The organism is Tenacibaculum sp. 47A_GOM-205m (genome assembly GCF_000518405.1).
Lineage (GTDB): Bacteria > Bacteroidota > Bacteroidia > Flavobacteriales > Flavobacteriaceae > Polaribacter > Polaribacter lutimaris.
In genome coordinates this window covers 628,776-653,536 of the sequence record NZ_JADN01000004.1, presented here as the reverse complement: position 1 = coordinate 653,536, position 24,761 = coordinate 628,776, and the positions used below count along the sequence as shown (strand labels likewise).

The window sequence follows — 24,761 nt, the reverse complement described above, 5'->3', positions numbered from 1 at the left end:
TTCTTAAATACACTTTACAAAGTTCTTCTTTTATGTTTGTTACCATCAACTAACTGACTATGAAAAATATAACTACTTTTTTATTTCTAATATGCTCGTCAATAACCTTTTCTCAGGTTAAAGGAAGAGTTACAGACACTAAAAAACAACCAATTTCTTTTGTAAGTGTTTACTTAGAAAACACGATTACAGGTACAACAACTAACACCAATGGAGATTATGAACTAACACTCTCCAAAACAGGAAATCACACCCTAATTTTTCAAATATTAGGTTATAAAACTATTAAAAGAACAGTTGAAATAAATTCTTTTCCTTTTACATTAGATGTTTCTTTAACAGAAGAAGAAGTGATTTTAGATGAAGTTGTTGTTTCTTCTGAAGAAAACCCTGCTAACAAAATTATTAGAAATGCTATTGCTAATAAAGCTAAAAACACAGATAAGTTTGCTGAGTATACTGCCGATTTTTACTCTCGTGGTTTGTTTAAGGTAAAAGATTTACCGAAGAAGTTTTTAGGACAGGATATTGGTGATATGGGCGGTGGATTGGATTCTACCCGAAGTGGTGTGGTATATCTTTCCGAAACGGTCTCAAAAATTGCTTTCCAAAAAAGACCTAAAAACTTTAAAGAACATATTATAGCTTCAAAAGTTAGCGGACAAGACAACGGTATTAGTTTTAATCAAGCAGAAGAAGTAAATTTTAACTTTTATGAAAATTCTTTTGATTTGGCTGATGTTAAAGTTATTTCTCCTATTGCAAATGGTGCTTTTGGTTATTACAACTATAAACTAACAGGTGTTTTTTATGATAAAAACGGAACACTAATTAACAAAATTCAACTTTTACCAAAACGTAAAAACGATCGGGTTTTTAGTGGATTCATCTATATAGTTGAAGATGATTGGGCTATTTATGGTGCGGATGTTATTGTTACTGGCGCACAAATAAGCTTGCCTATTGTAGATTCTCTACATATTAAACAAAACTATAATTTTTCTACTAAAAACAAAGCTTGGGTGCCCGTTACACAAACCATAGATTTTAAAGCAGGGTTATTTGGGTTTCATTTTAACGGACGCTTTTCTGCTGCTTATTCTAACTATAATTTTAATCCTAATTTTACTAAAGACACTTTTGGTAACGAGGTTCTTTCATTTGCTGAAAATGCTACAGAAAAGGATTCGCTATACTGGAATAAAATTCGTCCCGTGACTTTAACTTCTGAAGAAATATCGGATTACAAATTAAAAGACAGCATAAAAACTATTCGAAAATCGAAGAAATATTTAGATTCGATTGATATAAAAAACAATAAGTTTAAACCGTTGGATATTCTTTCTGGTTACACTTATCAAGACTCTTATAACAAGTGGTCGATAAGCACTTCTTCTCCTATTGAAAATCTTAACTTTAATACGGTGCAAGGATGGAACTCTTCTTTAGGTATTAATTACCGAAAATCACTTAACAAAAAAGGAAAACGTTTTAGTATTGGGGCTGATATTAATTATGGTTTTTCAGAGAAAAAAGTGCGTCCTACAGCCAACTTTAACTATCGTTGGAACAATACTACACGACCTGTTTTAACAATTTCTGGAGGAATTGCCACACCACAATTTAACCCAAAACAGCCTATTTCTAAGTTTTGGAATACAATAAGTTCTATTGGTTTTGAAAGAAACTATTTAAAAATTTATGAAAAGGCATTTGCCAAAGCATCCTTTTCTAAAGAAGTAACTAATGGAATACGTATGTTTTCTTCTTTAGAGTTTGCAGATAGAAAACCTTTATTTAATACAACTGATTATGTAATGTTTCCGCAAGATGATATAGATTACACTTCTAACAATCCGCAAAATCCTGCCGATTTTTCAACAGGTTTTACACCTCATCAAATGTGGACTTTTTCTTTAGGAGCGAACATTAATTTTGGACAAAAATATTTATCATATCCTGATGGAAAATACAACATCCCTAGTCGTAAGTACCCATCACTATACATTGGCTATCAAAAAAACTTCGGATCAGAAAATTCTGAGTGGAATTCAGATGTGGTTTTTTCTCAATTGTATCAACAAATAAATTTAGGCAACTGGGGTGAATTTGCATACAAAGCTAAAGGAGGTATGTTTTTAGAGAAAAAAGACATTCCTTTTATAGATTATGCTCATTTTAACGGAAATCGCTTGTTAATAGCTCCAAAAGGCAACTATTTGGACAACTTTTATATGCTACCGTATTATAAGTTAAGTTCTAATGATAAATACGCTGAGCTCCATGGAGAATATAACTTTAAAGGAGCATTATTAAGTAAGGTTCCTTTGTTAAACAAACTCAACTTTCATCTAGTTACTGGAGCAAAAGGATTATTTACTGCGGGTAATAAACCTTATTCTGAATTTGCTATTGGTTTAAACAATGTTGGTATTGGAAAATGGCGTTTTTTACGTGTAGATTTTGCTCGCTCTTACTTTAACGGAAAACATGAAAACAGAATAGTTTTTGGGATAAAATTATAGTTTATACCCAACACTAAACAATATAACCCTTGGCATTATGTATGTTTTAGTATCAGAAATTAAATAGTCTGAAAAGCTATTGCTTTGTTTAAAATTTGTGTTAAATAAGTTTTGAGTAGTAAGCTTAAATAACCATGGACTATCTTCTTTTTGATACGATAGAGTGGCATTTGCAACATTGTAGTTATTTTTAGCCCCTAATGATTTATTTTGATAATTATAGTGCCTATAATCAAAATTAAAAATAAAACTTTTTAAAAAATCGTGATCTATATTTACAAATGGCTCGTTAGTTATAAATTTTGATACAGAGTTACTTGATGTATAATTTCCTATCGTTCGTTTATAACCAATCTCTATTGCTGGAAACTTATCAAACAGGGTTTCCGCTCCCAATTCCATGGAATAGTTTATGTTTCTATTATTTACAAATACACCGTTGATACTTTGAAGATATTTTGAGTTATTATAACTCCCTACAAAATTATACCGAACTTTCTTTATTCTTTTTCGTAAAGAGCCTCTAATATTCCAATCTTCACTTGGATTTTCGAATAATTGTGTCGTTAAAAAACGGTTTACCCCATCAAAACTTACAGCATTTCTGTATCCGTTTACTTTTTTAGTGTAATTCGCACTTGCGTGTAACATTAACCCTCGGTACAAACTAAAACGCCTATAGCGTAATCGTGCCGAATGATACAATTCATTTTCTAAGTTAGTATTTCCCTTAAAAACTGAATTATACGACTGTAAATAAAAACGATTGGCTAGTTGTGAAGCATCAGCGAAATTTGTTTTTAAATTATAGTTCAGTTCTATTTTCTTTGATTTATTGAATTCAATTTTTAGTAGAAAATCGGGTAATAAAACCCATTTACCCTTTTCTATAAACTCTTCTTGATTTACTTTCCAACGATAGTTGTGTAAATACGCTCCTTGTTTAAAAGTGAAGATTCCTGTTCTAAATTTATAATGGACTCCAGCAAAAAAATCATTGTGTTTAAAAACAGTACTATTGTTAAATCCGCCTGATGTAAATTCATTGATGCTTTCATCATCCAACAACTGAAAATCATTACTTGTAAACTTTTCTTGTTGATGAGTATTACCAATCGTTGAATATATATGATTGTTATTATTCAACACCCAAAAATCTTTAAAAGCGGTATGCAAATAATGCTTTTCAGTAAATTTATCTTGAAATAAACGCAATTGACTTTGTGTGGTATCTACAGGTTGTACAATATTTTGTATCGTTTTTGCATAGGTGTTTGATGCCTGCCAATTAGTAGTGGGCGTATTTTTATCAAACGTATAATTGGCAATTGCAGAGAATGTGTGTTTCTCAGACTGGTCTTTATGCCATTCAAAATTTTGGTTTATATACCAAATATCATTGTTTCTATCAGTTTCAATACTATTATTATCTGTATTAATTATGGATAAAATTGTATTCTCCTTCGTAACATCTGATTTTTTTACTTGCGTTCTTACGTACCATTGCTCTTTGGTATTGGGTGCATATTCAAGATTTAATTTACCAATACCTAACAAATTATTACTATTCGTTTTACTGGTTTTATCTTCTATAAACGTCGTGTATTCATTACGAGTTTCATTAAAATTCTTGGTATCACTATGTGAAAAAATAACATACCCAGAAACGTCTAATTTACTCGCCACGGTTTTGGTTATATTTAGTGCACCAAAACGTTGATTACTACTTAGTACATCACGGTTTTCTAAAAATTGAGAAAAATCACCACCTTTCCAGTTAAAGTTACCACTAAACACAGCATTAACTCCACCTTGAAAATTCATATAATCTCTAAACGTAAAGGTTTTTTCACCTATATTATTTAGATTTCCTATAAAGTTTACATTGGTTTTTGGGGAGTAATAAAAAAGGTTAGCGCTTGCTTTATGATAAGAATCATACCCCACATTTGCTCCTGCTTCAACATCACCAAAAACAAAACGCTTTTTATCTTCTTTTAACTGTATATTCATTGCCATGTCCTCAGAGTCAGATACGTTTTTTAAAAAAGCAACTTCGTTGTAGTTATCAATAACTTCTACTTTATCAACCGCATCAGCGGGAATGTTTTCTACCCCAAGTTTTGTACCTCCCCCAAAAAACTTTTTACCATCTACTAATAATTTGGTTACTTTTTTTCCTTGTACCATAACGCCTCCATTTTTATCTACCTCAACGCCTGGTAGTTTTTTAAGTACGTTTTTTAATTTACGTTCGCTTCCGTCTACAAACTTATCAGTATTGTAAATAATTGTGTCTTGTTTTACAGTAACAGGTAGCTCAATAATAACTTCGTCTAACTGGTTTTTTGCTTCTTTTAAAACAATATGTTTTGTTGTATTTTCAACTGATGTTATATTAAAACTAGTAGTCTCATACCCTAAATAACTAACACTAATCGTATAATTATTACCTTTTTGGAGTTCTAAACGGTAGTTTCCTTCTTCATCTGAAATAGCAAAACTCATGTTTTGTGTTGCTTTTTGGGGTTTAGCAATAACGTTAGCAAACGATAATGAATTTTGTAAACTATCTTTTACTACTCCTTTAAAAACAATGGTTTGGGCATTTGAAAAAAGGCTAAAAAGTAAAGCAAAAAAAATAACTGCTGTTTTCTTTTTCATAAAAACTTCTTCAAGATAATTCCTTTGAGGAGTTTATTTTTTAAATAATTCTTCAGGAAAACTCTTTTTACATAGTTTATTAAACTCTTCTTCTGAAACCATTCTTCCTTTTAATTTTGATAGTTTTTCTATTTCTTTTTTATATTTTATCTTATAAACCCTAAAAGTCGTATTACCTGTTATTAGCTCAATTATTAAGCCTGGTAAACCATTATAGTTTTTAGGTCCATAATTTATAGGTATTTGGGGGTTAAACCATGCAAATACATTAACGTTTTTATCATTAACTACTTCTGTCATAGTAGCCAAATAACATGTCTGTCCATTTACTATTTTGGTTTTTTGAGTTATCTTCCATTCTATAGGGGATTTCTTTATTCTAAAACATTCTCCTAATAATTCACAATCTTGAATAATGTTTTCTTTATTAAAAGAATTAAAATAATATTTTCTTTTTCCTCCTCCTGAAACAAAACTCAGATTAATTGTATTTTCATTTGTTTTTGACATATTCTCATCAAGAAAATATAACGATTCGGAAGATGAAAACTTCAACACACCAGTAATTTCTTTTGTTTCACTTATTAACCTTCTTCTTATCTCCTCCATTTTCCTACTTTTATGTTTTTTGTTAAAAAGATTTGTGTCAAAATTTACTTTATAAATCACTTCTCCATTTTTCTTTTGAGAACAAATTTTATTATTACAACTTATAGTAAACAATATTGTTATTAAAAATAATCTCATTCAGTTCTTTTTAATTATAACCTCTATTTTTTTAATTAAAATAGAGGTTACACAGTTTATAAATTAACAGTTAGAATTATAACAGCTTAAATAAACAATATGATAAGCATCCATTCTATTCATTCCTGATGTTTCAGAAATATACAGTGAGGCATCAATCGCTGTATCAACACAACCTCTAACACAACTTCTGTCTTCTTCAATCTTCAAAAAAGATTTTCCCTCAACTTTTTCGTCAAGAATAGTACTTGCATTTATTAAACTACTTGTAGCAAACACCATTGCTGCTACTAACATTACTTTTTTCATTTTTTTAAAATTTTTAATTTGATTAATAATTCACCGTACACTCTTTTATAAATTAAAGAGCGTAATCAGTTTTATAAAAACAAAAAGAAAAATGTGCGCAATTTTATAAACATTCTTCTTCTTTTACTAGCTAGTGGGTAATAAGAAAAGTGATCAAGTTTTTAGTATTACCTTTCCCAAACATATAAAATTACTTTTTAACAAATGTTAAAGCCTATCAGGGAAAACCCTGAGTTGACACTATTTTCTTCTCAGGGTTTTCCCTAATTTAGTTTTTTTTTAATACTGATAACCAACAATTTAAAGTAAACGTTAAGATTTTGTTAAAAATAAATTTTGGTGATTTTTGATGAAAATAAGAATACTTTTACGTTATGAAAACAACCTTATTACTTTTTGGTGTCGCTGCAGATTTAGCTGATAGTTCTTCATTAACCCTAGAACTACCTAACAAAAGTACTGTTGCAAGCTTTAAAAAACTTCTTTCTAATGAATTTCCTGAATTTCAAAAAATGAGTTCGTATGCTGTGGCTATTAACGAAAGTTATGCAAGCAATGATACACTCATACGAGAAAATGATGTAATAGCCATTATACCTCCAGTAAGCGGAGGGTAATTGTAGTTATGATATGATGTAAAATAGAATATGTTCGTTTAGTTTCCATTTTACATCATACCATTAAATTATTAGCATGTTATGCTACTTCTTTTTTTAGATACCTTCCAACGAAAAAGGTTCCGAAAGGTAAAATAGATAACAAACAAACGATTCCGAAAGTTTTTCCATTCCAATTTAACTCGTATTTCAACATAATAGCTAATACGATATACCCTACAAATAGTAATCCGTGAGGCATTCCTAACATTTTTACATATTCTGGATTTCCTTGCATGTATTTAATTGGTACTGCTATAAAAAGTAATAAGATGTAAGATAGTCCTTCTAATAAACTTACTAATCTGAAAAAATTTATCATTTGTTTACGCTTAAAAATTGGTCTGTAAAGATACTGAAATATTACGTCCTGCAGAAGATACTCCAGAGGCAAATTCTTTATAATGCTCGTCAAATAAATTAGACAATTGCGCTTGTAAAGCTATGTTTTTAGTAAACTGATACTTCCCGTATAACCCAACAGTCATCCAACTAGGAGTTCCGTAGTATTTATCAATGTCTTCTACTGCATCAGGATTCACAATTGGTGTTTGGTCATGGTTATCAATACCTTCTGTTAAATTATAGTCAGATATATCTTTTTTAGCGTTAAAAACTAGATTTGCTCCTCCTTCAAACTTCTTATTTACATAACTCAAATCGAAACGACCAAATAATGGTGGAATAGACGATAATGGTTCATCTGGCACTCCTTTTTCTTCCGACTTTAATGTGTTTCCTTTTGTATAGGTTATTGATCCTGAAGTTTTCCAATTTTTAGATATTTTACCTTCATAGCTCGCTGTAAATCCTGTTATATAAGCTCTTCCTCTGTTATAATTCGTTAAAATTTCTCCATCAGTAGTATTGTATTCATCTCCATCATAAAAAACGGTGCTTTGCCCAAAAAACTCGTACGGGATTCTCGTTATATTTTGGTCTAATATTGTATAATAGGCATTCATTCCAACTCTAAACTTTCTATTGTTAAAGTATTTTTGAAGCCCTATTTCGAAGTTGTATGCGTATTCAGGTCCTAACTCGGTATTAGGAACTGTTAACCTACCGCTTTTTTCTCTAATTTTTCCTACATCATCAATATTTGGGGAACGAAAACCTGAAGAAATAACTCCGTTCAATTGCCAATTTCTTGTTGGCTTATACACGTAACCTATCGTTGCTGTAATTGATTGGTTATCTAATCGGATATCGTTTTGAGGAATGTCTATGAATGTTTCATCTATCCATTTAGCTTTTAATACTGTATGTGTACCTCTAATTCCTGTATTTAAAGTCGTTTTAGCATTGATATCTTGACGATAATCTACATAAAATGCAGAGCTTAAATAGCTACTCCCACCGTCAGGATAACGAGATTGCACAGCAAAATCTCCATCAAACCCTATAATTTCGTTCCCTTTTACTCGTAATGTTTTTCCATAAGAATTAGAAGCTACATCGTTATAAGCAAACTCAACTCCATAGCCTAAATTTCTGTGTGCTGCTAACGGAATTGTAAAATCTCCATTCAAACTAAAAACATCTACTGCTTCTTTTCTATAAGATCTGTCTAAACTTCCAAATTTTCGTTGAATACGACTCTCTTTTATGTTTTGATATGCTAAGGTAATTGTTCCTTTATCCATCCATTTTTTCTTCGGATTGATAAGTAATTGTGGAGAGATTAATAATCTTTCTTGCGGTCCATAATACCATTCAGCAAACTTTAAACTCCCATTTCCTTTTAACTCGGTTAACTTATCAAAACGTGGAATATTTGAAGAGTTTGAATATTGAATATTTAACTTAAAATCGGTGTCTTTTGAAAAAGGAATATAAAACTTCTGTAATACGTCTGTTTGACTGTAACCAGTATTTCTCTGAATATTTAAATTAGAATTTGCAACGGGTGTATCGTTGTAATAACTATCTGTATTATTAGAGTAGAAAGGTACTTTACCCCAGTCATCAAAACCATGAGAGCGATTTTCCCCCATTCGTAAATCGCCGAAATTACTGTGAGACACACTAGTAAATGAAGCCCATTTTTTAAACCTAAGCTCAGTAGAAACCACATTAGTTACCTCATTATTTGCAGAACTGTATCGTAAAAAAGTATTCCCTTTAATTTCACTGCCTTTTTCTGATATTTTTGGTGTTTTTGTGTAGTAGTGAATTACTCCTCCCAAAGCATCTGAACCATAAATTACTGATGACGGACCAAAAACAATTTCAGTTCTATCCAGTAAATTTGGAGCCACTGTAATTGAGTTTTGCAAGTGTCCTTTTCTATAAATCGCATTATTCATTCGAACACCATCTACCACTAATAAAACTCGGTTACTTTCCATTCCTCTCATTACTGGACTTCCTCCTCCGAACTGTGATTTTTGAATTTTTATTCCAGGTACACTCGATAATAAATCTGCAGATGTTTGGGGTGATAACTTTTCAATTTCTTTTGATGAAACTACGGCAATTTGCTCTGCTATACGATTTGTTTTTTCCCTGTTCTTAAATACCGAAACCACTACCTCATCTAACTGTTCTGAGTTTTTTGACAGATACACATGATAGTTGTTTGCTTTTAAAGCTGATTTTTTCTCTTGATATTCTGCATATGAAACATGCGAAAAAATTAATACTTCATTTTTTGAAAACGCTGAAATATCAACTTTTCCCAACTCATCGCTTACAGCATAAGTTGTATTATTTTTATTAAATACAGTAACTGATTCAACAGGCTTTCCTGTTTCTGCATCAATAACAGTAAGGTTTTGCGAAAAAATTGTGGTTACAATTAGTAAAAAAAATACAGTAATTATTTGTTTCATAAGTTAACTAAAAACAGTTTCTAACACGTCTAACGACTTAGGTTTCCGAAATCCTTCTAAATGTAATTCATAATATTTTATGATAATTCGAAGAATAGTTTGCCTATCATTTTTTGAATAGGAAATTGAATTTATTGCATCAAAATTTATGCCTAACAAGCTTTTAAAAAGATTAATTTCTTTACCTGTTAAGTTTCCTTTTTCATATACCAAATCAGTAAAACTTCCTTCTAACAAACTAAAGGCTTTTTTATCAGATTCGGAAGTGTCGGGATAAAACCCTAAATACTTAGATAAATTTAATAAAAACAATAGATGAAAATTAGCTACCTCGTCATGAGTATCTATCCAAACTAAAGATGTTTCTAAGTATTGATACAATGGACCATTTTCTTCTTCCTCTTGAATGATTTTTGATAATATTTCAGACAAAAACAAGATGATTGATTGTTTTACTACTGAAGTATGTATTGTTTCATACGGATGAATTACCTGTACTTCTTTGATAGAATGTAAAGAACTTTTATTACTATGATTTGCTGTAATTAGTAATTGTGTTAGTGGCTGAAAGTGAGCTGCCTTTAATTTTCCTCTTTTAGCTTTTAAAACCCCTTTTAGCATATACGATTTCACTCCTTCTTGTAACGTAAAACATTTTACAATTAAACTTGTATCACTATACTTTAGCGAACTTAAAACAATAGCTTTTGTAGTAACAACTGCCATTTAATCGAATTTACCAGTTAAAATCATCAATCAAAGATATTTAATAATAGCTATAAAAATGGTACTTTCGTACAAATTTGACGCACTTTGGTATGGCTGTAGAAATAGAAAGAAAATTCTTAGTAAAATCAGAAGCTTTTAAAGAAATTTCATTTCAAAAAAATTATATAAAACAAGGATTTTTAAATTCAGATAAAGAACGAGTAGTACGTGTTCGAATAAAAGACGACAAGGGTTTTTTAACAATCAAAGGAGCATCTAATGCTAGCGGAACAACTCGTTTTGAGTGGGAAAAAGAAATTGACAAAAATGAAGCTAAAAGTCTTTTTAATCTTTGTGAAAAAGGGATTATAGAAAAATACCGATATTTAGTAAAAGTTGACAATCATACTTTTGAAGTAGATGAGTTTTTAGGAGAAAACAACGGTTTACTGATTGCCGAAGTTGAGCTAAAAAATGAAGATGAAAATTTCACAAAACCTGAATGGTTAGGAGAAGAAGTTACAGGTATTGCAAAATATTACAACTCAAACTTAAGCAAACATCCTTTTATTCGTTGGATTTCTTAAATACAGAAATAAACAGCTATAAAATGACTTAAACTTCCTAACAACACAAAAACATGAAACGTTGCATGGTTATATTTTAGTTTTTTTATCGAATAAAAAATAGCCCCAACAGTATAAAAAAACCCGCCCAAAAAAAGATAGAATAAACCTTCGCTAGAAAAACTATCAATTAACGGTTTAATTAAAAACACTATTTGCCATCCCATTAGTAAATATAAAGCTGTTGATAATTTATTAAACCTTCCTGTAAAAAATAACTTTAAAACAACTCCTGTTAACGCAAAAATCCAAACTACGATAAACAAATACCAACCTAAATTCTGAGATAAAACCAATAAGCAAAAAGGAGTGTACGTTCCTGCTATGAGTACATAAATAGCAGCGTGATCAAAAATATTAAGCTTTCGTCTAAGTTTAGGTTCTTTAGCTGCATGATAAAAGGTAGATGCTGCGTATAAAACAATCATGCTGATTCCATAAATCACCAGGCTAACTCCCTTCCAAAAAGTATCATACTCAAATGATTTTTGTAATAACAAAGGAAAAGCAATAATACTTAGTAGTAATCCTAAACCATGAGAAAGCACATTAAGTCTTTCTTCTTTTTCGCTATAACGATGATTTAATTTCTCGCTCATTATTTATCGGTTAGTGTCTTTCATATACAACTCATCATTTATCAATTCATTGTATATCATATTGTATGTTTGTTCTTTAAGTTTTCTTTTGTCTTCTTGAACTAAGTTTTCTGTTTTAATAAACTCACATTGTTTTACCCTTAATGTTCCTGGGGCTCCTTTAAAAAAATCCCAAGAAAACAAACGTTTTCCGTCATAATAAACTTGAGGAACAATTGGTATTTGGTGTTCTATCGCTAAACTAAACGCTCCATTTTTAAACGGTGCTAAAACAACACTTTCATCAGGAACCAATCCTTCAGGAAAAATAGCAACGCTTGTACCATTTTTCAATCTGCTATGTGCTTGCTCATATACTTTTCTTCTACTCTCAGAATCGCTTCTATCAACCATAATCACCACTTTTTTGTAAAAGAACCCAAAAACAGGAAATTTTGCCAATTCCATTTTCCCTACAAAAACAATAGGGTTTTTACTCAGCGCTATCAATATCCAAGGATCTATAAATGATGCATGGTTGGCACAAAACATGTAACTTTTATTTCTATCAACCTCTTGTTCTTTTTCAACCTTCAATCTAAAGCCCATTCCGTAAATTAAAAAGAAGGCCCAAGCTCTAACAACTTTCCAAAAAACCGGATAGTATTTTTCATCTGATGTTAAAATCAACAAAAAAGGAGCCATTAACAAAACTGAAACGACCATTAACAAGTAAAACCAAACACGCCAAAAAAATCGAATAGGGAAAAAAATGTACTTCAAGCCTCTAAAATTAAAAATGGATAACTCTTTTTTCTTATCATCTTAAAAAAGAAGATTAAATAAGAAATGCGAATGTAGTAATTTCTTTTGTTTGATGAATTTTAAGCTTATTTTTGCTTACTTAAGTAAAAAATTTTCAAAACAGATTTATGTCAAGAATTTTAACAGGTGTACAAAGTACAGGAACCCCACATTTAGGAAATTTATTAGGAGCAATTTTACCTGCTATTGAAATGGCTAATGATTCACAAAACGAATCGTTTATTTTCATTGCAGATATGCACTCTTTAACTCAGATTAAAGATGGTAACGAATTGCGCGAAAACACCTATAGTGTAGCGGCTACTTGGCTTGCTTGTGGTATTGACATTAACAAAACCGTTTTTTATCGTCAAAGCGACATTCCTGAGACTACTGAGTTAACTTGGTATTTAAGCTGTTTCTTTCCGTATCAACGTTTAACTTTAGCACACGGTTTTAAAGACAAAGCAGATCGCTTAGCAGATGTGAATGCTGGTTTATTTACTTATCCTATGTTAATGGCTGCTGATATCTTGTTATATGATGCTGAAGTTGTTCCTGTAGGAAAAGATCAGTTACAGCACTTAGAAATGACACGCGATGTTGCAAACAGATTTAACAATATTGTGGGTGAAACATTGGTTCCGCCTCAAGCAAAGATAAATGAAGACACGAAATTAGTTCCTGGAACTGATGGTGAAAAGATGAGTAAATCTCGAAATAATTTCATCAATATTTTCTTACCAGACAAAAAGTTGCGTAAGCAAATTATGGCTATTCAAACAGATAGTAAAGCCTTAGAAGATCCAAAAAATCCAGATACTGATAATGTTTTTGCTATATATAAATTATTAGCTTCGGAAGAGCAAATAACTGAAATGCGTGCTAATTATGAAAATGGAGGTTATGGTTACGGACATGCTAAACAAGCTTTATATGAATTAATTTTAGAAAAGTTTGCTGATGTGCGTACAAAGTATAACCACTACATGGAAAACCGTCATGAAATTGATGAAGCATTAGCTGTAGGAGCTAAAAAAGCAAAAGTTATTGCCAAAGATGTTTTACAAAGAGTGCGTGGTAAAATAGGATATTAATCTTATTTAATTGAGTTTTTCTGTCCTGAAAAATTTAGGAGTATCTCCCGCTTAGAAATAGGGAATTGAGTTAGTATTTTGATTTTAGCTTTTAATAGTTTTACACAACTATTAACCTCAAAATAAAATCATTATGCCACATTATGCACAAGGAACGACAGGATGGACAAAACTTAAAAGTTACCAAGCATTATGGGATCCTAAAATTGATTTGGGTAAGTTTTACTTTACAACATTTCAAGGAAAAAGAGAAGAAACCCCATACATGACAGCTGATAACTTTGCAAGAGTAATTGATATTCTAAGAAACGAAACACCAGTATACGGAAATGCAAGTACCGGTTCTGTTACCACACAAGGAGAGCCTGTTGGTGAAGAAGAAAGTTAGGATATAAAAGTAAACTATGAGCCAGAGTAATTTTTACTCTGGTTTTTTATTTTATTTTTTATAAATTGACAACATGAAAAATATATTTATCTTAGTATTCTTAGGTATTGTTGCTTGTAGCACCCCTAAAGAAAAAACACAAATTGTTGAAGCTTCTTGTGGACAATGTCTGTTTGGTTTAGATAGCCAAAATGGATGTGATTTAGCTGTAAAAATAGATGGTCAAGCCTATTTTGTTGATGGCGCTCACATAGACGACTATGGAGACTCACACGATAAAAACACTGGTTTTTGCAATGTTGTTAGAAAAGCAGAAGTTACTGGAAAAGTTGAAGACGGTAAGTTTAAAGCTTCTTCATTTAAAATAGTAGAGGAATAGTTTTTAGACTTTTAGAAACAAAATTCCTAGATAAAAGACAAAAAATCTGAAGTAGTTCTCTACTTCGGATTTTTTACACACATTAATAATTGTATATATTATATACATTATATATATTTACACTGTAGTTTATCACAAAAACAATAATAATGAAGAAACTGGTAGAAGTAAACGATACTCTTCTTACCAAACTGAAAGTGTTATCCGCTTTTGAAGGATTAAGTGTAAAAGCTTTAATGGAAAAAGCTATTGAATTGTTTGTTATTCAAAAGGAAAGAGAACAATTAGATAGTTTAACCGAAGAACAGAAAGAAGATTTAGGCTTATTACTCTTAATGCAACAAGCTGATAGAACCGACACAGTAAGTGAAGAAGAGTTCTTAAAAGCATTAAAATAATGAATATTATCTATTCTCGTCTAGCTTTAAAAGATGTAAAAAAAGTAAAAGATGAAAAATTAAAATTGGCTTTACTTGAATTAATTAATGATTTAAAAAGAGCTGAAAACTTGCTAGACGTTAATGGTATAAAAAAAATGTCTGGTCATCCAGATGCTTACCGAATAAGAATAGGCGACTATCGTCTAGGTGTTTATTGTTCTAATAATGAAGTTACAATTGCTCGTTTTGTAAAGCGAAACGATATTTACAAATTATTTCCATAAAAAAAATCGATGTAAAGTTTACATCGATTTTTTATTTTAGATTCTATTCAAGTTATGGTGCTGGATTCGGAATTACTTTGTGCACCGCTTCTATCTCTTCTAAAATGGCATCAGACAATTCAATATTGATAGAATTGATATTCTCTTTTAACTGACTCATTTTCGTCGCTCCAATAATATTACTGGTTACAAATGGCAACTGGTTGATGTATGCTAACGATAGTTCTGTTAACGTTAATCCATGTTTATTTGCTATTTTTTGATACTCTAAAACCGCTTTTTCAGAGCCTTCATTTTTATATCGTGCAATAAAACGTGGGAATAAAGTTCCTCTTGCTCCTTCTGGAGTTTTTCCATCAATATATTTTCCTGTTAATACTCCTTGTGCTAATGGAGAATACGCTAACAAACCTATATTTTCTCTCATAGAAACCTCAGACATTCCAACTTCATATCCTCTATGAATTAATGAGTACGAATTTTGAATCGTCACCATTCTTGGTAAACCATGTTGTTCTGCAGTTTGTAAGTACTTCATCGTTCCCCAAGGAGTTTCGTTAGACAAACCAACGTGTTTTATCTTTCCTTGTTTCACAAAATCATTCAAGGTTTCTAAAATCTCTAAATGCTTTTCAGCTTCTTTTGCAGAAGTTTTGTATGGATAATCACGTACCCCAAAACAGTTTACACCACGATCTGGCCAATGCAGTTGATATAAGTCGATATAATCAGTTTGTAGGCGTTTTAAGCTGCCTTCAATGGCTTCACTTATATTCTTTCTATTGAAACCACCTGTTCTAATATGAGCTGTGTAATCACCTCCTCCTGCGATTTTAGATGCCAACACTACTTTTTCTCTGTTTCCTGTTTTTTTAAACCAAGAGCCTATGATTTTTTCTGTAGCACCATATGTTTCTGGTGTAGCTGGAACTGAATATAATTCTGCAGTATCAAAAAAGTTTACCCCTTGTTCTAAGGCATAATCCATTTGTTCATGACCTTCTGCTTCCGTATTCTGTCGACCCCATGTCATAGTTCCTAAACATATTTTTGAAACTTTTACATCGGTATTAGGTAGTGTTGTGTATTTCATATTATTCTGTAATTATTAAAGGCTTACTTTACTGTAAACCAATAGTCATTTCAAAAGAGCTACGATTAGGGAATCTTTAACTTAAAAGTTGTTCCTTTAATGAGATTTCTCGCTACCGCTCGAAATGACAAATTATTTTAAAATTGCTTCTATTCCTGGTAAGGTTTGTCCTTCCAACATTTCTAACATCGCTCCTCCACCTGTAGATACATAGCTTACTTTATCAGCAAATCCAAATTGCTTTACAGCAGCAACTGAGTCACCTCCTCCTACTAACGAGAATGCTCCATTTTTAGTAGCTTCTGCGATTGCATTTCCTAAACCAATGGTTCCTTCTGCAAACTTTTCCATTTCAAAAACACCTAAAGGACCATTCCATAAAATAGTCTTTGACTTTGCAATAACTTCAGTAAATTTTTCAACGGTTTTAGGTCCGCAGTCTAATCCCATCCATCCATCTGGAATTTCATTAGTATCTACTACTTGTGTATTTGCATCGTTTGAAAAAGCATCTGCAATAACTGCATCTACTGGTAAGTGAATTTCTGTATTGTTTTCTTTCGCTTTAGCTAATATTTCTAATGCTAACTCTAATTTATCTTCTTCAACTAGTGAATTTCCAATTTTTCCTCCTAGAGCTTTGATAAACGTAAACGTCATTCCTCCACCAACGATGATATGATCTACTTTTTCAATAATATTTTCAATCACTCCAATTTTAGACGACACTTTTGCTCCTCCTAAAATAGCAGTTACTGGTTTTTCTGAGTTATTTAATACTTTATCAATGCTTTCAATCTCTGTTGCTAATAAGTTTCCGAAGCATTTATTTTCTGGAAAAAATTGTGCAATAATAGCAGTAGAAGCATGGGCTCTGTGTGCTGTACCAAAAGCATCATTTACATACACATCACCCCATTTAGATAATTGTTCTGCAAAAGCAACATTACCTGTTTTTTCTTCAGGATAAAAACGTAAATTTTCTAATAATAAAATTTCACCACTCTTTAAATTTGCTATTGCCTCTTCTACTGTTGAACCAATGCAATCGTCAACAAACTTTACTTGCACGCCTAAAACTTCTGTTACTTTACTAACAATATGACGTAACGAAAATTGATCTTCTTTTCCTTTTGGACGCCCTAAGTGAGACATTAAAACACAGCTACCACCATCTTCTAATATTTTTATAATAGTTGGTTTTGCTGCTTGAATTCTTGTATCGTCAGTTACTTCAAAAGTATCGTTTAAAGGCACATTAAAATCTACTCGGATTAATGCTTTTTTATTTTCAAAATTGAAATCGTTCAATGTTTTCATCACTTAAATCTAGTTGATTGTTATTTTTAAAAATTGTTTCTTGTTTTTTCTTTGACCGTATAAAATTAACTCATTATCTGAAACTTGTTCAATAAATCTACAATTAAATGGTGTTTCTTCATCTTTATTTGATAATAAGGATTTGTATATAAAATCTCCATTGGGATTCAACTTAACAATATATAAATTCGTGTTATTTTTAGTTGCGTTCCATAAAAAACTTTCTCTAAATTTAATTCTCCCTCCAGATAATTCTCCCATCTTTTTATGAGCATTTAAAATTAAATACTTATCATTATTATACTGTGCTGTTCCAAACGACATTAATGGATCTGAAAAATAGTTTGATGTTTGAGCTTTATTGATATTTCTAGCCCATACTAGTCTTCCTTCTCTATCTAATTTTATAACAATTATATCATCAAAGTTATATGATATTCTTGTATAACCTCCATATTGATTATGTACATATGTTGTTGTTATAAAAAATTCTTCTGCAGTGATAATCATTCCTCCATCTTTTGAATAAGAAACATCTTTAAATTTAACATTTCTTAATTCTTTATCTTTAGATTCACCATATTTATCCTTTAAAAACTGCTCTGTAAAAGGCGAAAAAGCTGAATTTTCAATGTTAATATTTTTTGTATCTAAAATAAATGAGCACACTCCCTTAAATCTATTCTCATTTATATCAGAATAAAAACCAATACAGCTCAATTTATTTTCCTGCGTTAAGTCTAACTCTAAAGTCGCTACAAAATGGTCTTCAACGGAGATTTTTGTAGATGATACATTACCTTCTACAATTTTAAATAATTCATAATGGTAATTCCCTCCTTTTTCCTTTTTCTTTTTTGGATACACTTTTCCTAAAACAAATACTTCTCCTTTATCTGAAACTTTAATCTCTTGAAGTTTAAATCTTTTATCTTTATAAGGTAAATCAAATTCTTTCTCCCATAATTTATTAAAATCTTCATCAAAAACCTTAATACTGTGATGCTCATTTTTTTTATCAGATGAATCTATATTAAAAACATTATAGTTTCCTGATTTAGAAAAAGACATATTTCCTTTAAAATCTTTATCTATTTTTGAAGCTGAAAAAACTGACTCTAAAAATGAAGGATATCTATCAAGAGTGACCTCAAAAATTTTCTTTTTAGAAAACTCAAGCTTATCTTTAAGCGAAGTATATAGAAAAGCCTCTATTTTATTTTCTCTATTATTTTTATAATACTCTACAAACCCTAATCTCTCCTGTTTAAAAAAACCTCCAGATATTCTATGCTTTCTTTCAATTTTATGCTCAAAAGAGTTAATCTTATTAAACTTACTATCAAAAACATCTATCAACAAACTTCTTTCAGACTCTAAAGTTCTTATAGTATATAAGTTATTTAACTCATCTTTATAAATAGTGTTTAGAATACTTGTTTTTCTTTCTTTAAAAACTCCACTCTTATCAAGAGAAACACTCATTAAATCTTCTTGGGAGCTTAATCTTAAAGTAAAAATGGTAAAAAAACATAGCAATATACTTTTCTTCATATTATTTAATTTATTATTTTGAGCTGCCGAAAATACTATATTTTAGCTTTATTTTTAATCTCTTTACAGTTAAATAATGAACCTTACTTCCATAAAAATAACCTCTGAAAAACTCAACTTACAAGAATGTTACGATTTTGTAGCTGATCCTTCTTGTGGTGGAATTGCTGTTTTTGTGGGTACTGTAAGAAATGTTACTCAAAACAAAGAGGTTACCCAACTTGATTTTTCTACTTACAAGCCTATGGCAATTAAAGAAATGCAAAAAATTGCAGATGCTGTCTTAGAAAAATTTGGAGTCACAAAGATTGCCATACATCATGCTGAAGGTTTGTTAACTATTGGTGATGTTCCTGTAATTATTACCGTTTCTTCTCCACACAGAAAAGCTGCTTTTGATGCTTGCCAGTATGCTATTGACACCTTAAAAGAAACGGTTCCTATTTGGAAGAAAGAATTTTTTGAAGATGGTGAAGTTTGGGTAAATGCACATCCTTAAAAATACTATATTTGGATATGTTAGTTTTAACTAGGGGCATTAGCTCAGTTGGCTAGAGCGTTTGACTGGCAGTCAAAAGGTCATCGGTTCGACTCCGATATGCTCCACTATTTTTAAAATCATGATTGAATTTACTACGGCTACTAACCAAACAGATTTGCTTCAAATATTGGAATTGCAGCGACAAAACTTGCCTGAAAAATTATCAGAAACCGATAAAAAAGAACAAGGTTTTGTTACCGTTCGTCATGATTTAGAAATACTACAAAAAATGAACGATGTGCACCCGCATATCATTGCTAAGAATAACGGTAAAGTTATTGGCTATGCTTTATCAATGTCTAAAATTTTCAGAAACGACATTCCTATTCTCATCCCAATGTTTGATGAAATAGACACAACTTCAAAAGGAGCTAAACCCTATATTTTAATGGGACAAGTCTGTATAGACAAAAACTTTCGTGGAAAAGGTGTTTTTAGAGGTTTGTATGCCAAAATGAAGAAGGAATTTACAGGAATATATGATTGTATTATTACTGAAATAGACGAAAAAAATACTAGATCTATCAACGCGCATAAAGCTATCGGTTTTAAAACTTTAAAAACCTATACGAGTAATAAACAAGATTGGGAAATTGTTTATTTAGCTATCTAGTATGGTAAATTAACTGGTTCAACAAAACTTATTGCTGGATTGTACAACTCTGTTAATACGGCTTTTATTTCGGTCATAAATTCCTCTAATTTTTCTTCTGTAATGGCATTATCAGGTTTTCGATAGTTGGATGAGAAATTCATTTGTAAAAAACCACTTTTTAAGTTTTTAAACGAAATTATTCCTGCTGCTAATGGTTTTTCAAAATTAAACTGAGTGTGTTGGGTATACAAAAAAGCATACAACATTACCTGAATCGCTTTATGATACTTTAAATCACGTATGGCTTCAAAATCGAGTACTTTTAAGTTTGTACTATCCACCATTCCTGTTTTATAGTCGATAATTCTGGTAACACCGTTCAATTCATCAATACGATCGACAATTCCTTTAATTTTTATCGGAAAATTAATTCCCTCAATCATAATTTCTGAAGACAGTTCTTGCTCAGTGGCGATAATTTTTAGTTGATTATTTTCATCTTTCAACAATTGCTTTTCTTTCAATAAAAAATTCTCTACAAAACGATTGGCTACCTCAAAAATCAATCTGTTTTTACCCGTGGTTAAATCTCCATTTTTAAAATGCTTCGAGAAATAAAGAATAATCAGCTCTTTTGTTTTTTTCAACATTCCATCAATATCATTCACTTGTAAAAACTTCCCTATAAAAGGTTTGTACAACTCTTCTAAAGTATCATGTACTACTGTTCCCATCGTATTTGCAGCGACCGTTTCTTCCACATCTTCTAGCTCATTTATTTTTAAAATTTTCTGTTTATAAAATGCAATCGGATTGTATAAATAATTAGTTAAGGCAGAAGGTGATATTCCTTTTTGTGCTATCTCTTGCAAACGTTCTAAGACCTTATCGTCTTTTTGAATTTCTTTTAATTGAACAGGTGACGTTACTACTTTCGGACTTATAATTTTTTCTGTAATATTATCTCGCATCATTTCTAACTGCGTTACAAAACGGCTTTTCTCTCCACTTCCAAACACATCATGCTCTGTATTATACAAAATGTAAATATTTTTTGCACGTTGTAGTAATCTAAAAAAGTGGTACGAGAAAAGTGCATCTTTTTCTCTATAGGTTGGCAATCCAAACTCTATTTTTACATCAAAAGGGATGAATGTGTTTTGTTGATGATTTCCTGGTAAAACGCCTTCATTTACAGAAGTGATGATTACATTTTCAAAATCTAACACACGGGTTTCTAACACTCCCATCAGCTGTAATCCCTGTAAAGGTTCTCCTTGAAATGATAAACTTTCCGACTGTATTAACTGCCTAAAAAATTGATGTAAGGTTTTTAAATCTTGTACATAACCAAACTCGTTATGTAAATTTTGTAACTGGGTAAATGCGGTATAAAAACGAAATAAATATTCCTTTTCTAATTCGTTTGCGTTTTCTTTTAGCAAGTTAATTAACTCTATAATTCTATTTAAAAACTCACTAATCGACGAAAATGGATTGAAAACAGCAGCTATTCTTTCTTTAACCTCCTCACTAACTGGCGAAAAAAATGTTATTATTTCTTCTTTTTTGATAAAGGTATTGTTCTCTTTAGCTACCGTCTCTGAAAGTACATCCGCTATATTAGTTTGTTCATCAATCTGTAATAATCCATAAATAGTTGCATCTTTTACCAAGCGAACTACATCTTTATGGTAAAAAAGGTTGCTTTCTGTTTTTTCTAACTTTTCCTGATTTAGAAATAACTGAAAAATGGCAAAAATCAAACTCGTTGTTGGAACATCTTTTAACGGATATCCCATTGTAATATTAATAGCATTTACATTTTTAGGTAACGAGTTCAAAGTAATTGGCAATAATGTTTCATCTGCCAAAACCAACGCTGTATTATTATAATTGGAAAGTTTGGCTAAAATTTCACCTGCATATTTTATCTGCGTAATATTTTTTGAGGCTCCTATTACTTCGATATGCTTCCTTTCTGAAAAGTATTCTTTAACAGTTTGAATTGGGTTTTGCTGATAGTATTTCCAGCGCGTTTTATACTTTCTTAAAAAGCTTCCTGCTTGGTGTTTACTCTCATAAAATGTTCTATCAATATCCCAATAGGCTTCTGCATTTCCATTCAGTAAAAATTGCTCAAACAATAATTCTTCCGCAGCATTTAAAGCATTAAACCCTATAAAAAAGTATTTTTTTTGTTGATTTCTACTAATAAAATCTGCTGCTTTTTTGGTTGATTCTCGGTATAAAATTCCTTGATATCCAATATTATTTTTGACCAAAAACTGATAAAAAGCATCGTAATATTTGTTCAGCTTTTCCATGAAAGCAAAATGATCTTTCATCAATTCAGTTTCTTTAAATTCCCCTTTTACAGACCATTTTCGTAATCGATGAATATCTCTTAAATACATAAAAATCTCTCGCGAGTTGATTAAATGCTGATCGATTTCATTATAATCTTGCAAAAGCGTGAATGCCCACGATGAAAACACATCAAACGAGTCTGGATTTTCTTCTTGTTCTTTGTAAATGGTATAAAAATGGAAAAGGAGTTGAACAGCATCTATCTTTTTCATTTCAGAAATTTCTTCAACGAAATCTCCAATATTTATAATTTCTGGTAAGAAGCCTGCAGAAATTTTATTTTTAAACGTTTCTTTTACAAAAACTCCCGCCCTTTGTGAAGGCAGCACAAACACAACGTTCTCAAACGATTTGGTGTTTTGTAAAATAGTATCTAACGTTTCTGAAATAAAAGACTGCATTTTTTTAAAATGGTTTTAGCTTGAATCGAAAGTACAATTTTTATCCTATTTTTGAGAGTACAAACAGTGTATATTCATGAATACAACGAATACTTTAAAAGTAGCTATGATTCAATCGGATTTAGTTTGGGAAAATCCGACAGCAAACAGGAATCAATTTGAAGCGAAAATCAACTCCTTAGCTGAGGATATCGATGTAATTGTTTTACCTGAAATGTTTACCACTGGTTTTACTATGAATGCTTCAGCTGTTGCCGAAACTATGAAAGGTGAAACAGTGCAATGGCTACAAAATTTAGCTCAAAAAAAATCTACAGCTATTACTGGTAGCATTGTTGTTTGTGAAAATGATCATTTTTACAATCGTTTGTTATTTGTACATCCTTCAGGAAAAATAGACTCGTACGATAAAAAACATACGTTCACATTAGCAGGTGAACATGAAGTTTTTTCTGCAGGAACTGATAGAATTATAGTTGAATATAAAGGGTGGAAAATTTGCCCATTAATTTGTTATGATTTGCGCTTTCCTATATGGGCTAGAAATACTGAAAACTATGATTTATTGCTATATGTGGCGAGTTGGCCTAAACCGCGTATTGAAGCTTGGGATAGTTTATTAAAAGCGCGTGCTATTGAAAATATGAGCTATACAATTGGTGCAAATAGAGTAGGTGTAGATGCTAATGAATACGAGTATACAGGAAATACGGTTTGCTATGATACTTTAGGAAACTGTTTGGTTAAAAACAACCAAGGAACTGAGGAAACATTGATTATTGAGTTAGATAAAGTAACACAAATAAAAGCTCGTAATCGATTTCGATTTTTGGATGATAGAGACGAATTTATACTTCAATAAAAAAGCAACCTAATAGGTTGCTTTTTTACTTTTATGCAGGAATCATCCATTTAAAATTGAACTTCGTATCAGGTACTACGATACGTTCAGTAATTCGATACATCCTGTCTGGTAATTTCATTAAGTAATCACGTGCTTTTTCTGCTTCTGGAGTTAGATTAGTAATCTTATCAATTTCCCAAGTCGTATTTAACTTTTTCAAGATATCTACATAATCAAAACCAGTGTATACACCTATTCTTTGTGCTACAGCAGAGAAATCATCAAATAAACTTCCTTTCGTACCATAAGACTCTCTTAAATGCATTGCAGGCATTACAATTTTGTGCTTCATCATATGCTGAAATGCCAACATCATTTCGCTTGGATCAATCTTAAAAATTTCTTTAACAAATTCTGTATATGCCATGTGATGACGCATTTCATCTCCAGCAATGATTTTAGACATTTTAGCCAACGCTTTGTGCCCTTGTTTTTTTGCAATTTTAGCTACGTTATTGTGTGAAATATACGTTGCTAACTCCTGAAAACTTGTGTACACAAAGTTTTTATACGGATCGGTAGCGGTACCTATGTCAAATCCGTCAGCTATTAAATGCTGTGTAGATACTTCTACCTCGCGCATATTTACCCTTCCTGAAAGATATAAGTATTTGTTTAACACATCTCCGTGGCGGTTTTCTTCCGCAGTCCAAGCACGAACCCATTTTGCCCAACCATTATCGGGTTGTTGTGTTACTCCATCTAAGTCTAATAACCAAGATTCATACGTTGGTAAAGCTTCTTCAGTAATAGTATCTCCTACTAAAACCACCCAAAAGTCATCATCAAGTTCTTTTGAAAGTTCTTGAATTTCTTTTACTTCATCAATAAAAGAATCTTGTTGTGAATTGGGTAAAAAATCGGTTGGTTGCCAAATTTTTTCAATTGGCATTAAGAATTTGTCTACAAAACTGTCAATGTTTTTTTCCAGCGTTTGCATTACTTCCTTTCTAATGTTTTGTATCGACATGATTTAAGGGTTTATATTTATTGTTGTTTGTTTT

General features: G+C 31.1%; 24 protein-coding genes and 1 tRNA gene. 12 read left to right on the top strand and 13 right to left on the bottom strand.

Annotated features, from left to right (window positions below):
- Window positions 1-59: 59 nt before the first annotated feature.
- Complete coding sequence (locus N534_RS0106715) at window positions 60-2,525, top strand: DUF5686 family protein (protein ID WP_028891747.1); 2,466 nt, start codon at window positions 60-62, stop codon at window positions 2,523-2,525.
- Here the strand turns inward: N534_RS0106715 and N534_RS0106710 are convergent.
- From N534_RS0106710 to N534_RS0106700, 3 genes are all read right to left on the bottom strand, one after another.
- The gene (locus N534_RS0106710; protein WP_028891746.1) at window positions 2,520-5,189 is read right to left on the bottom strand and encodes a TonB-dependent receptor; all 2,670 of its coding nucleotides are present in this window, start codon (window positions 5,187-5,189) and stop codon (window positions 2,520-2,522) included. The two genes, N534_RS0106715 and N534_RS0106710, sit on opposite strands and share 6 nt — an antisense overlap.
- Before the next feature lie 33 nt (window positions 5,190-5,222).
- Window positions 5,223-5,936, bottom strand: coding sequence for a GLPGLI family protein (locus tag N534_RS15055; protein WP_051435864.1), 714 nt, complete (start codon window positions 5,934-5,936; stop codon window positions 5,223-5,225).
- 63 nt (window positions 5,937-5,999) lie between these two features.
- Window positions 6,000-6,245, bottom strand: coding sequence for a hypothetical protein (locus N534_RS0106700; RefSeq protein ID WP_028891745.1), 246 nt, complete (start codon window positions 6,243-6,245; stop codon window positions 6,000-6,002).
- Window positions 6,246-6,619: 374 nt separating this feature from the next.
- Between N534_RS0106700 and moaD the strand changes: the two genes are divergently transcribed.
- Window positions 6,620-6,862, top strand: a complete 243-nt coding sequence (gene moaD, locus N534_RS0106695; protein ID WP_028891744.1) for a molybdopterin converting factor subunit 1 — start codon at window positions 6,620-6,622, stop codon at window positions 6,860-6,862.
- A 79-nt stretch (window positions 6,863-6,941) separates the two neighbouring features.
- Here moaD and N534_RS0106690 read toward each other — a convergent pair whose 3' ends face one another.
- The 3 genes from N534_RS0106690 to recO are packed head-to-tail and all read right to left on the bottom strand — an operon-like array spanning window position 6,942 to window position 10,461.
- The gene (locus N534_RS0106690) at window positions 6,942-7,223 is read right to left on the bottom strand and encodes a DUF3817 domain-containing protein (protein WP_028891743.1); all 282 of its coding nucleotides are present in this window, start codon (window positions 7,221-7,223) and stop codon (window positions 6,942-6,944) included.
- Between the two features lie 10 nt (window positions 7,224-7,233).
- The gene (locus N534_RS0106685) at window positions 7,234-9,735 is read right to left on the bottom strand and encodes a TonB-dependent receptor domain-containing protein (RefSeq protein ID WP_028891742.1); all 2,502 of its coding nucleotides are present in this window, start codon (window positions 9,733-9,735) and stop codon (window positions 7,234-7,236) included.
- A gap of 3 nt (window positions 9,736-9,738) precedes the next feature.
- Window positions 9,739-10,461, bottom strand: a complete 723-nt coding sequence (recO, locus tag N534_RS0106680) for a DNA repair protein RecO (protein ID WP_028891741.1) — start codon at window positions 10,459-10,461, stop codon at window positions 9,739-9,741.
- A 92-nt stretch (window positions 10,462-10,553) separates the two neighbouring features.
- Here recO and N534_RS0106675 point away from each other — a divergent pair, with 92 nt between their 5' ends.
- On the top strand, window positions 10,554-11,030 hold the full coding sequence (locus N534_RS0106675) for a CYTH domain-containing protein (RefSeq protein WP_028891740.1): 477 nt from the start codon (window positions 10,554-10,556) through the stop codon (window positions 11,028-11,030).
- On the opposite strand, the gene N534_RS0106670 is transcribed toward N534_RS0106675, so the two are convergent.
- Both N534_RS0106670 and N534_RS0106665 read right to left on the bottom strand, forming a co-directional pair.
- The gene (locus N534_RS0106670; RefSeq protein WP_028891739.1) at window positions 11,027-11,668 is read right to left on the bottom strand and encodes a hemolysin III family protein; all 642 of its coding nucleotides are present in this window, start codon (window positions 11,666-11,668) and stop codon (window positions 11,027-11,029) included. The two genes, N534_RS0106675 and N534_RS0106670, sit on opposite strands and share 4 nt — an antisense overlap.
- A 3-nt stretch (window positions 11,669-11,671) precedes the next feature.
- On the bottom strand, window positions 11,672-12,430 hold the full coding sequence (locus tag N534_RS0106665; RefSeq protein ID WP_028891738.1) for a 1-acyl-sn-glycerol-3-phosphate acyltransferase: 759 nt from the start codon (window positions 12,428-12,430) through the stop codon (window positions 11,672-11,674).
- A gap of 149 nt (window positions 12,431-12,579) precedes the next feature.
- Here N534_RS0106665 and trpS point away from each other — a divergent pair, with 149 nt between their 5' ends.
- The 5 genes from trpS (at window position 12,580) to N534_RS0106640 (ending at window position 14,979) form a co-directional block, all read left to right on the top strand.
- Window positions 12,580-13,548 carry a tryptophan--tRNA ligase gene (gene trpS, locus N534_RS0106660; RefSeq protein WP_028891737.1) on the top strand — a complete coding sequence of 323 codons (969 nt, stop codon included), beginning with the start codon at window positions 12,580-12,582 and terminating at the stop codon, window positions 13,546-13,548.
- A 133-nt stretch (window positions 13,549-13,681) separates the two neighbouring features.
- A complete protein-coding gene (locus N534_RS14515; RefSeq protein WP_051435862.1) occupies window positions 13,682-13,936 on the top strand; it encodes a hypothetical protein in 255 nt (84 codons plus the stop codon).
- A 73-nt stretch (window positions 13,937-14,009) separates the two neighbouring features.
- Entirely contained in the window at window positions 14,010-14,315 is a 306-nt protein-coding gene (locus tag N534_RS0106650; RefSeq protein WP_028891736.1) for a DUF6370 family protein, read from the top strand.
- 149 nt (window positions 14,316-14,464) lie between these two features.
- A complete protein-coding gene (locus N534_RS0106645; protein ID WP_028891735.1) occupies window positions 14,465-14,713 on the top strand; it encodes a hypothetical protein in 249 nt (82 codons plus the stop codon).
- Window positions 14,713-14,979: a type II toxin-antitoxin system RelE/ParE family toxin gene (locus N534_RS0106640; protein WP_028891734.1), complete on the top strand. Its 267-nt coding sequence runs from the start codon at window positions 14,713-14,715 to the stop codon at window positions 14,977-14,979. Before N534_RS0106645 ends, N534_RS0106640 begins: the two co-directional genes overlap by 1 nt.
- 52 nt (window positions 14,980-15,031) lie before the next feature.
- On the opposite strand, the gene N534_RS0106635 is transcribed toward N534_RS0106640, so the two are convergent.
- From N534_RS0106635 to N534_RS0106625, 3 genes are all read right to left on the bottom strand, one after another.
- Window positions 15,032-16,072 (bottom strand): NADP(H)-dependent aldo-keto reductase, encoded by a 1,041-nt coding sequence (locus N534_RS0106635; RefSeq protein ID WP_028891733.1) that lies wholly within the window; start codon window positions 16,070-16,072, stop codon window positions 15,032-15,034.
- 132 nt (window positions 16,073-16,204) lie between these two features.
- The gene (pgk, locus tag N534_RS0106630; protein WP_028891732.1) at window positions 16,205-17,392 is read right to left on the bottom strand and encodes a phosphoglycerate kinase; all 1,188 of its coding nucleotides are present in this window, start codon (window positions 17,390-17,392) and stop codon (window positions 16,205-16,207) included.
- A gap of 9 nt (window positions 17,393-17,401) precedes the next feature.
- A complete protein-coding gene (locus tag N534_RS0106625) occupies window positions 17,402-18,946 on the bottom strand; it encodes a hypothetical protein (protein WP_038005592.1) in 1,545 nt (514 codons plus the stop codon).
- A 76-nt stretch (window positions 18,947-19,022) separates the two neighbouring features.
- Here N534_RS0106625 and N534_RS0106620 point away from each other — a divergent pair, with 76 nt between their 5' ends.
- The 3 genes from N534_RS0106620 to N534_RS0106610 all read left to right on the top strand — a co-directional run bounded on the left by N534_RS0106620 (window position 19,023) and on the right by N534_RS0106610 (window position 20,100).
- A complete protein-coding gene (locus N534_RS0106620) occupies window positions 19,023-19,445 on the top strand; it encodes a molybdenum cofactor biosynthesis protein MoaE (protein ID WP_028891730.1) in 423 nt (140 codons plus the stop codon).
- Between the two features lie 33 nt (window positions 19,446-19,478).
- Window positions 19,479-19,552: transfer RNA gene (locus N534_RS0106615), tRNA-Ala, on the top strand.
- Window positions 19,553-19,566: 14 nt separating this feature from the next.
- Window positions 19,567-20,100, top strand: coding sequence for a GNAT family N-acetyltransferase (locus tag N534_RS0106610; RefSeq protein WP_028891729.1), 534 nt, complete (start codon window positions 19,567-19,569; stop codon window positions 20,098-20,100).
- Here the strand turns inward: N534_RS0106610 and N534_RS0106605 are convergent.
- Entirely contained in the window at window positions 20,097-22,853 is a 2,757-nt protein-coding gene (locus tag N534_RS0106605; RefSeq protein ID WP_028891728.1) for a PD-(D/E)XK nuclease family protein, read from the bottom strand. The genes N534_RS0106610 and N534_RS0106605 overlap by 4 nt on opposite strands.
- Window positions 22,854-22,929: 76 nt before the next feature.
- On the opposite strand from N534_RS0106605, the gene N534_RS0106600 reads away from it, so the two are divergent.
- Window positions 22,930-23,715, top strand: coding sequence for an amidohydrolase (locus N534_RS0106600; RefSeq protein WP_038005590.1), 786 nt, complete (start codon window positions 22,930-22,932; stop codon window positions 23,713-23,715).
- 31 nt (window positions 23,716-23,746) lie between these two features.
- Here N534_RS0106600 and N534_RS0106595 read toward each other — a convergent pair whose 3' ends face one another.
- Window positions 23,747-24,727 (bottom strand): acyl-ACP desaturase, encoded by a 981-nt coding sequence (locus tag N534_RS0106595; protein WP_028891726.1) that lies wholly within the window; start codon window positions 24,725-24,727, stop codon window positions 23,747-23,749.
- Window positions 24,728-24,761 lie beyond the last annotated feature (34 nt).

Coding starts and splice junctions, on each gene's coding strand:
- N534_RS0106715 (WP_028891747.1), top strand. CDS start 60: ATGAAAAATATAACTACTTTTTTATTTCTAATATGCTCGTCAATAACC.
- N534_RS0106710 (WP_028891746.1), bottom strand. CDS start 5,189: ATGAAAAAGAAAACAGCAGTTATTTTTTTTGCTTTACTTTTTAGCCTT.
- N534_RS15055 (WP_051435864.1), bottom strand. CDS start 5,936: ATGAGATTATTTTTAATAACAATATTGTTTACTATAAGTTGTAATAAT.
- N534_RS0106700 (WP_028891745.1), bottom strand. CDS start 6,245: ATGAAAAAAGTAATGTTAGTAGCAGCAATGGTGTTTGCTACAAGTAGT.
- moaD (WP_028891744.1), top strand. CDS start 6,620: ATGAAAACAACCTTATTACTTTTTGGTGTCGCTGCAGATTTAGCTGAT.
- N534_RS0106690 (WP_028891743.1), bottom strand. CDS start 7,223: ATGATAAATTTTTTCAGATTAGTAAGTTTATTAGAAGGACTATCTTAC.
- N534_RS0106685 (WP_028891742.1), bottom strand. CDS start 9,735: ATGAAACAAATAATTACTGTATTTTTTTTACTAATTGTAACCACAATT.
- recO (WP_028891741.1), bottom strand. CDS start 10,461: ATGGCAGTTGTTACTACAAAAGCTATTGTTTTAAGTTCGCTAAAGTAT.
- N534_RS0106675 (WP_028891740.1), top strand. CDS start 10,554: ATGGCTGTAGAAATAGAAAGAAAATTCTTAGTAAAATCAGAAGCTTTT.
- N534_RS0106670 (WP_028891739.1), bottom strand. CDS start 11,668: ATGAGCGAGAAATTAAATCATCGTTATAGCGAAAAAGAAGAAAGACTT.
- trpS (WP_028891737.1), top strand. CDS start 12,580: ATGTCAAGAATTTTAACAGGTGTACAAAGTACAGGAACCCCACATTTA.
- N534_RS14515 (WP_051435862.1), top strand. CDS start 13,682: ATGCCACATTATGCACAAGGAACGACAGGATGGACAAAACTTAAAAGT.
- N534_RS0106650 (WP_028891736.1), top strand. CDS start 14,010: ATGAAAAATATATTTATCTTAGTATTCTTAGGTATTGTTGCTTGTAGC.
- N534_RS0106645 (WP_028891735.1), top strand. CDS start 14,465: ATGAAGAAACTGGTAGAAGTAAACGATACTCTTCTTACCAAACTGAAA.
- N534_RS0106640 (WP_028891734.1), top strand. CDS start 14,713: ATGAATATTATCTATTCTCGTCTAGCTTTAAAAGATGTAAAAAAAGTA.
- N534_RS0106635 (WP_028891733.1), bottom strand. CDS start 16,072: ATGAAATACACAACACTACCTAATACCGATGTAAAAGTTTCAAAAATA.
- pgk (WP_028891732.1), bottom strand. CDS start 17,392: ATGAAAACATTGAACGATTTCAATTTTGAAAATAAAAAAGCATTAATC.
- N534_RS0106625 (WP_038005592.1), bottom strand. CDS start 18,946: ATGAAGAAAAGTATATTGCTATGTTTTTTTACCATTTTTACTTTAAGA.
- N534_RS0106620 (WP_028891730.1), top strand. CDS start 19,023: ATGAACCTTACTTCCATAAAAATAACCTCTGAAAAACTCAACTTACAA.
- N534_RS0106610 (WP_028891729.1), top strand. CDS start 19,567: ATGATTGAATTTACTACGGCTACTAACCAAACAGATTTGCTTCAAATA.
- N534_RS0106605 (WP_028891728.1), bottom strand. CDS start 22,853: ATGCAGTCTTTTATTTCAGAAACGTTAGATACTATTTTACAAAACACC.
- N534_RS0106600 (WP_038005590.1), top strand. CDS start 22,930: ATGAATACAACGAATACTTTAAAAGTAGCTATGATTCAATCGGATTTA.
- N534_RS0106595 (WP_028891726.1), bottom strand. CDS start 24,727: ATGTCGATACAAAACATTAGAAAGGAAGTAATGCAAACGCTGGAAAAA.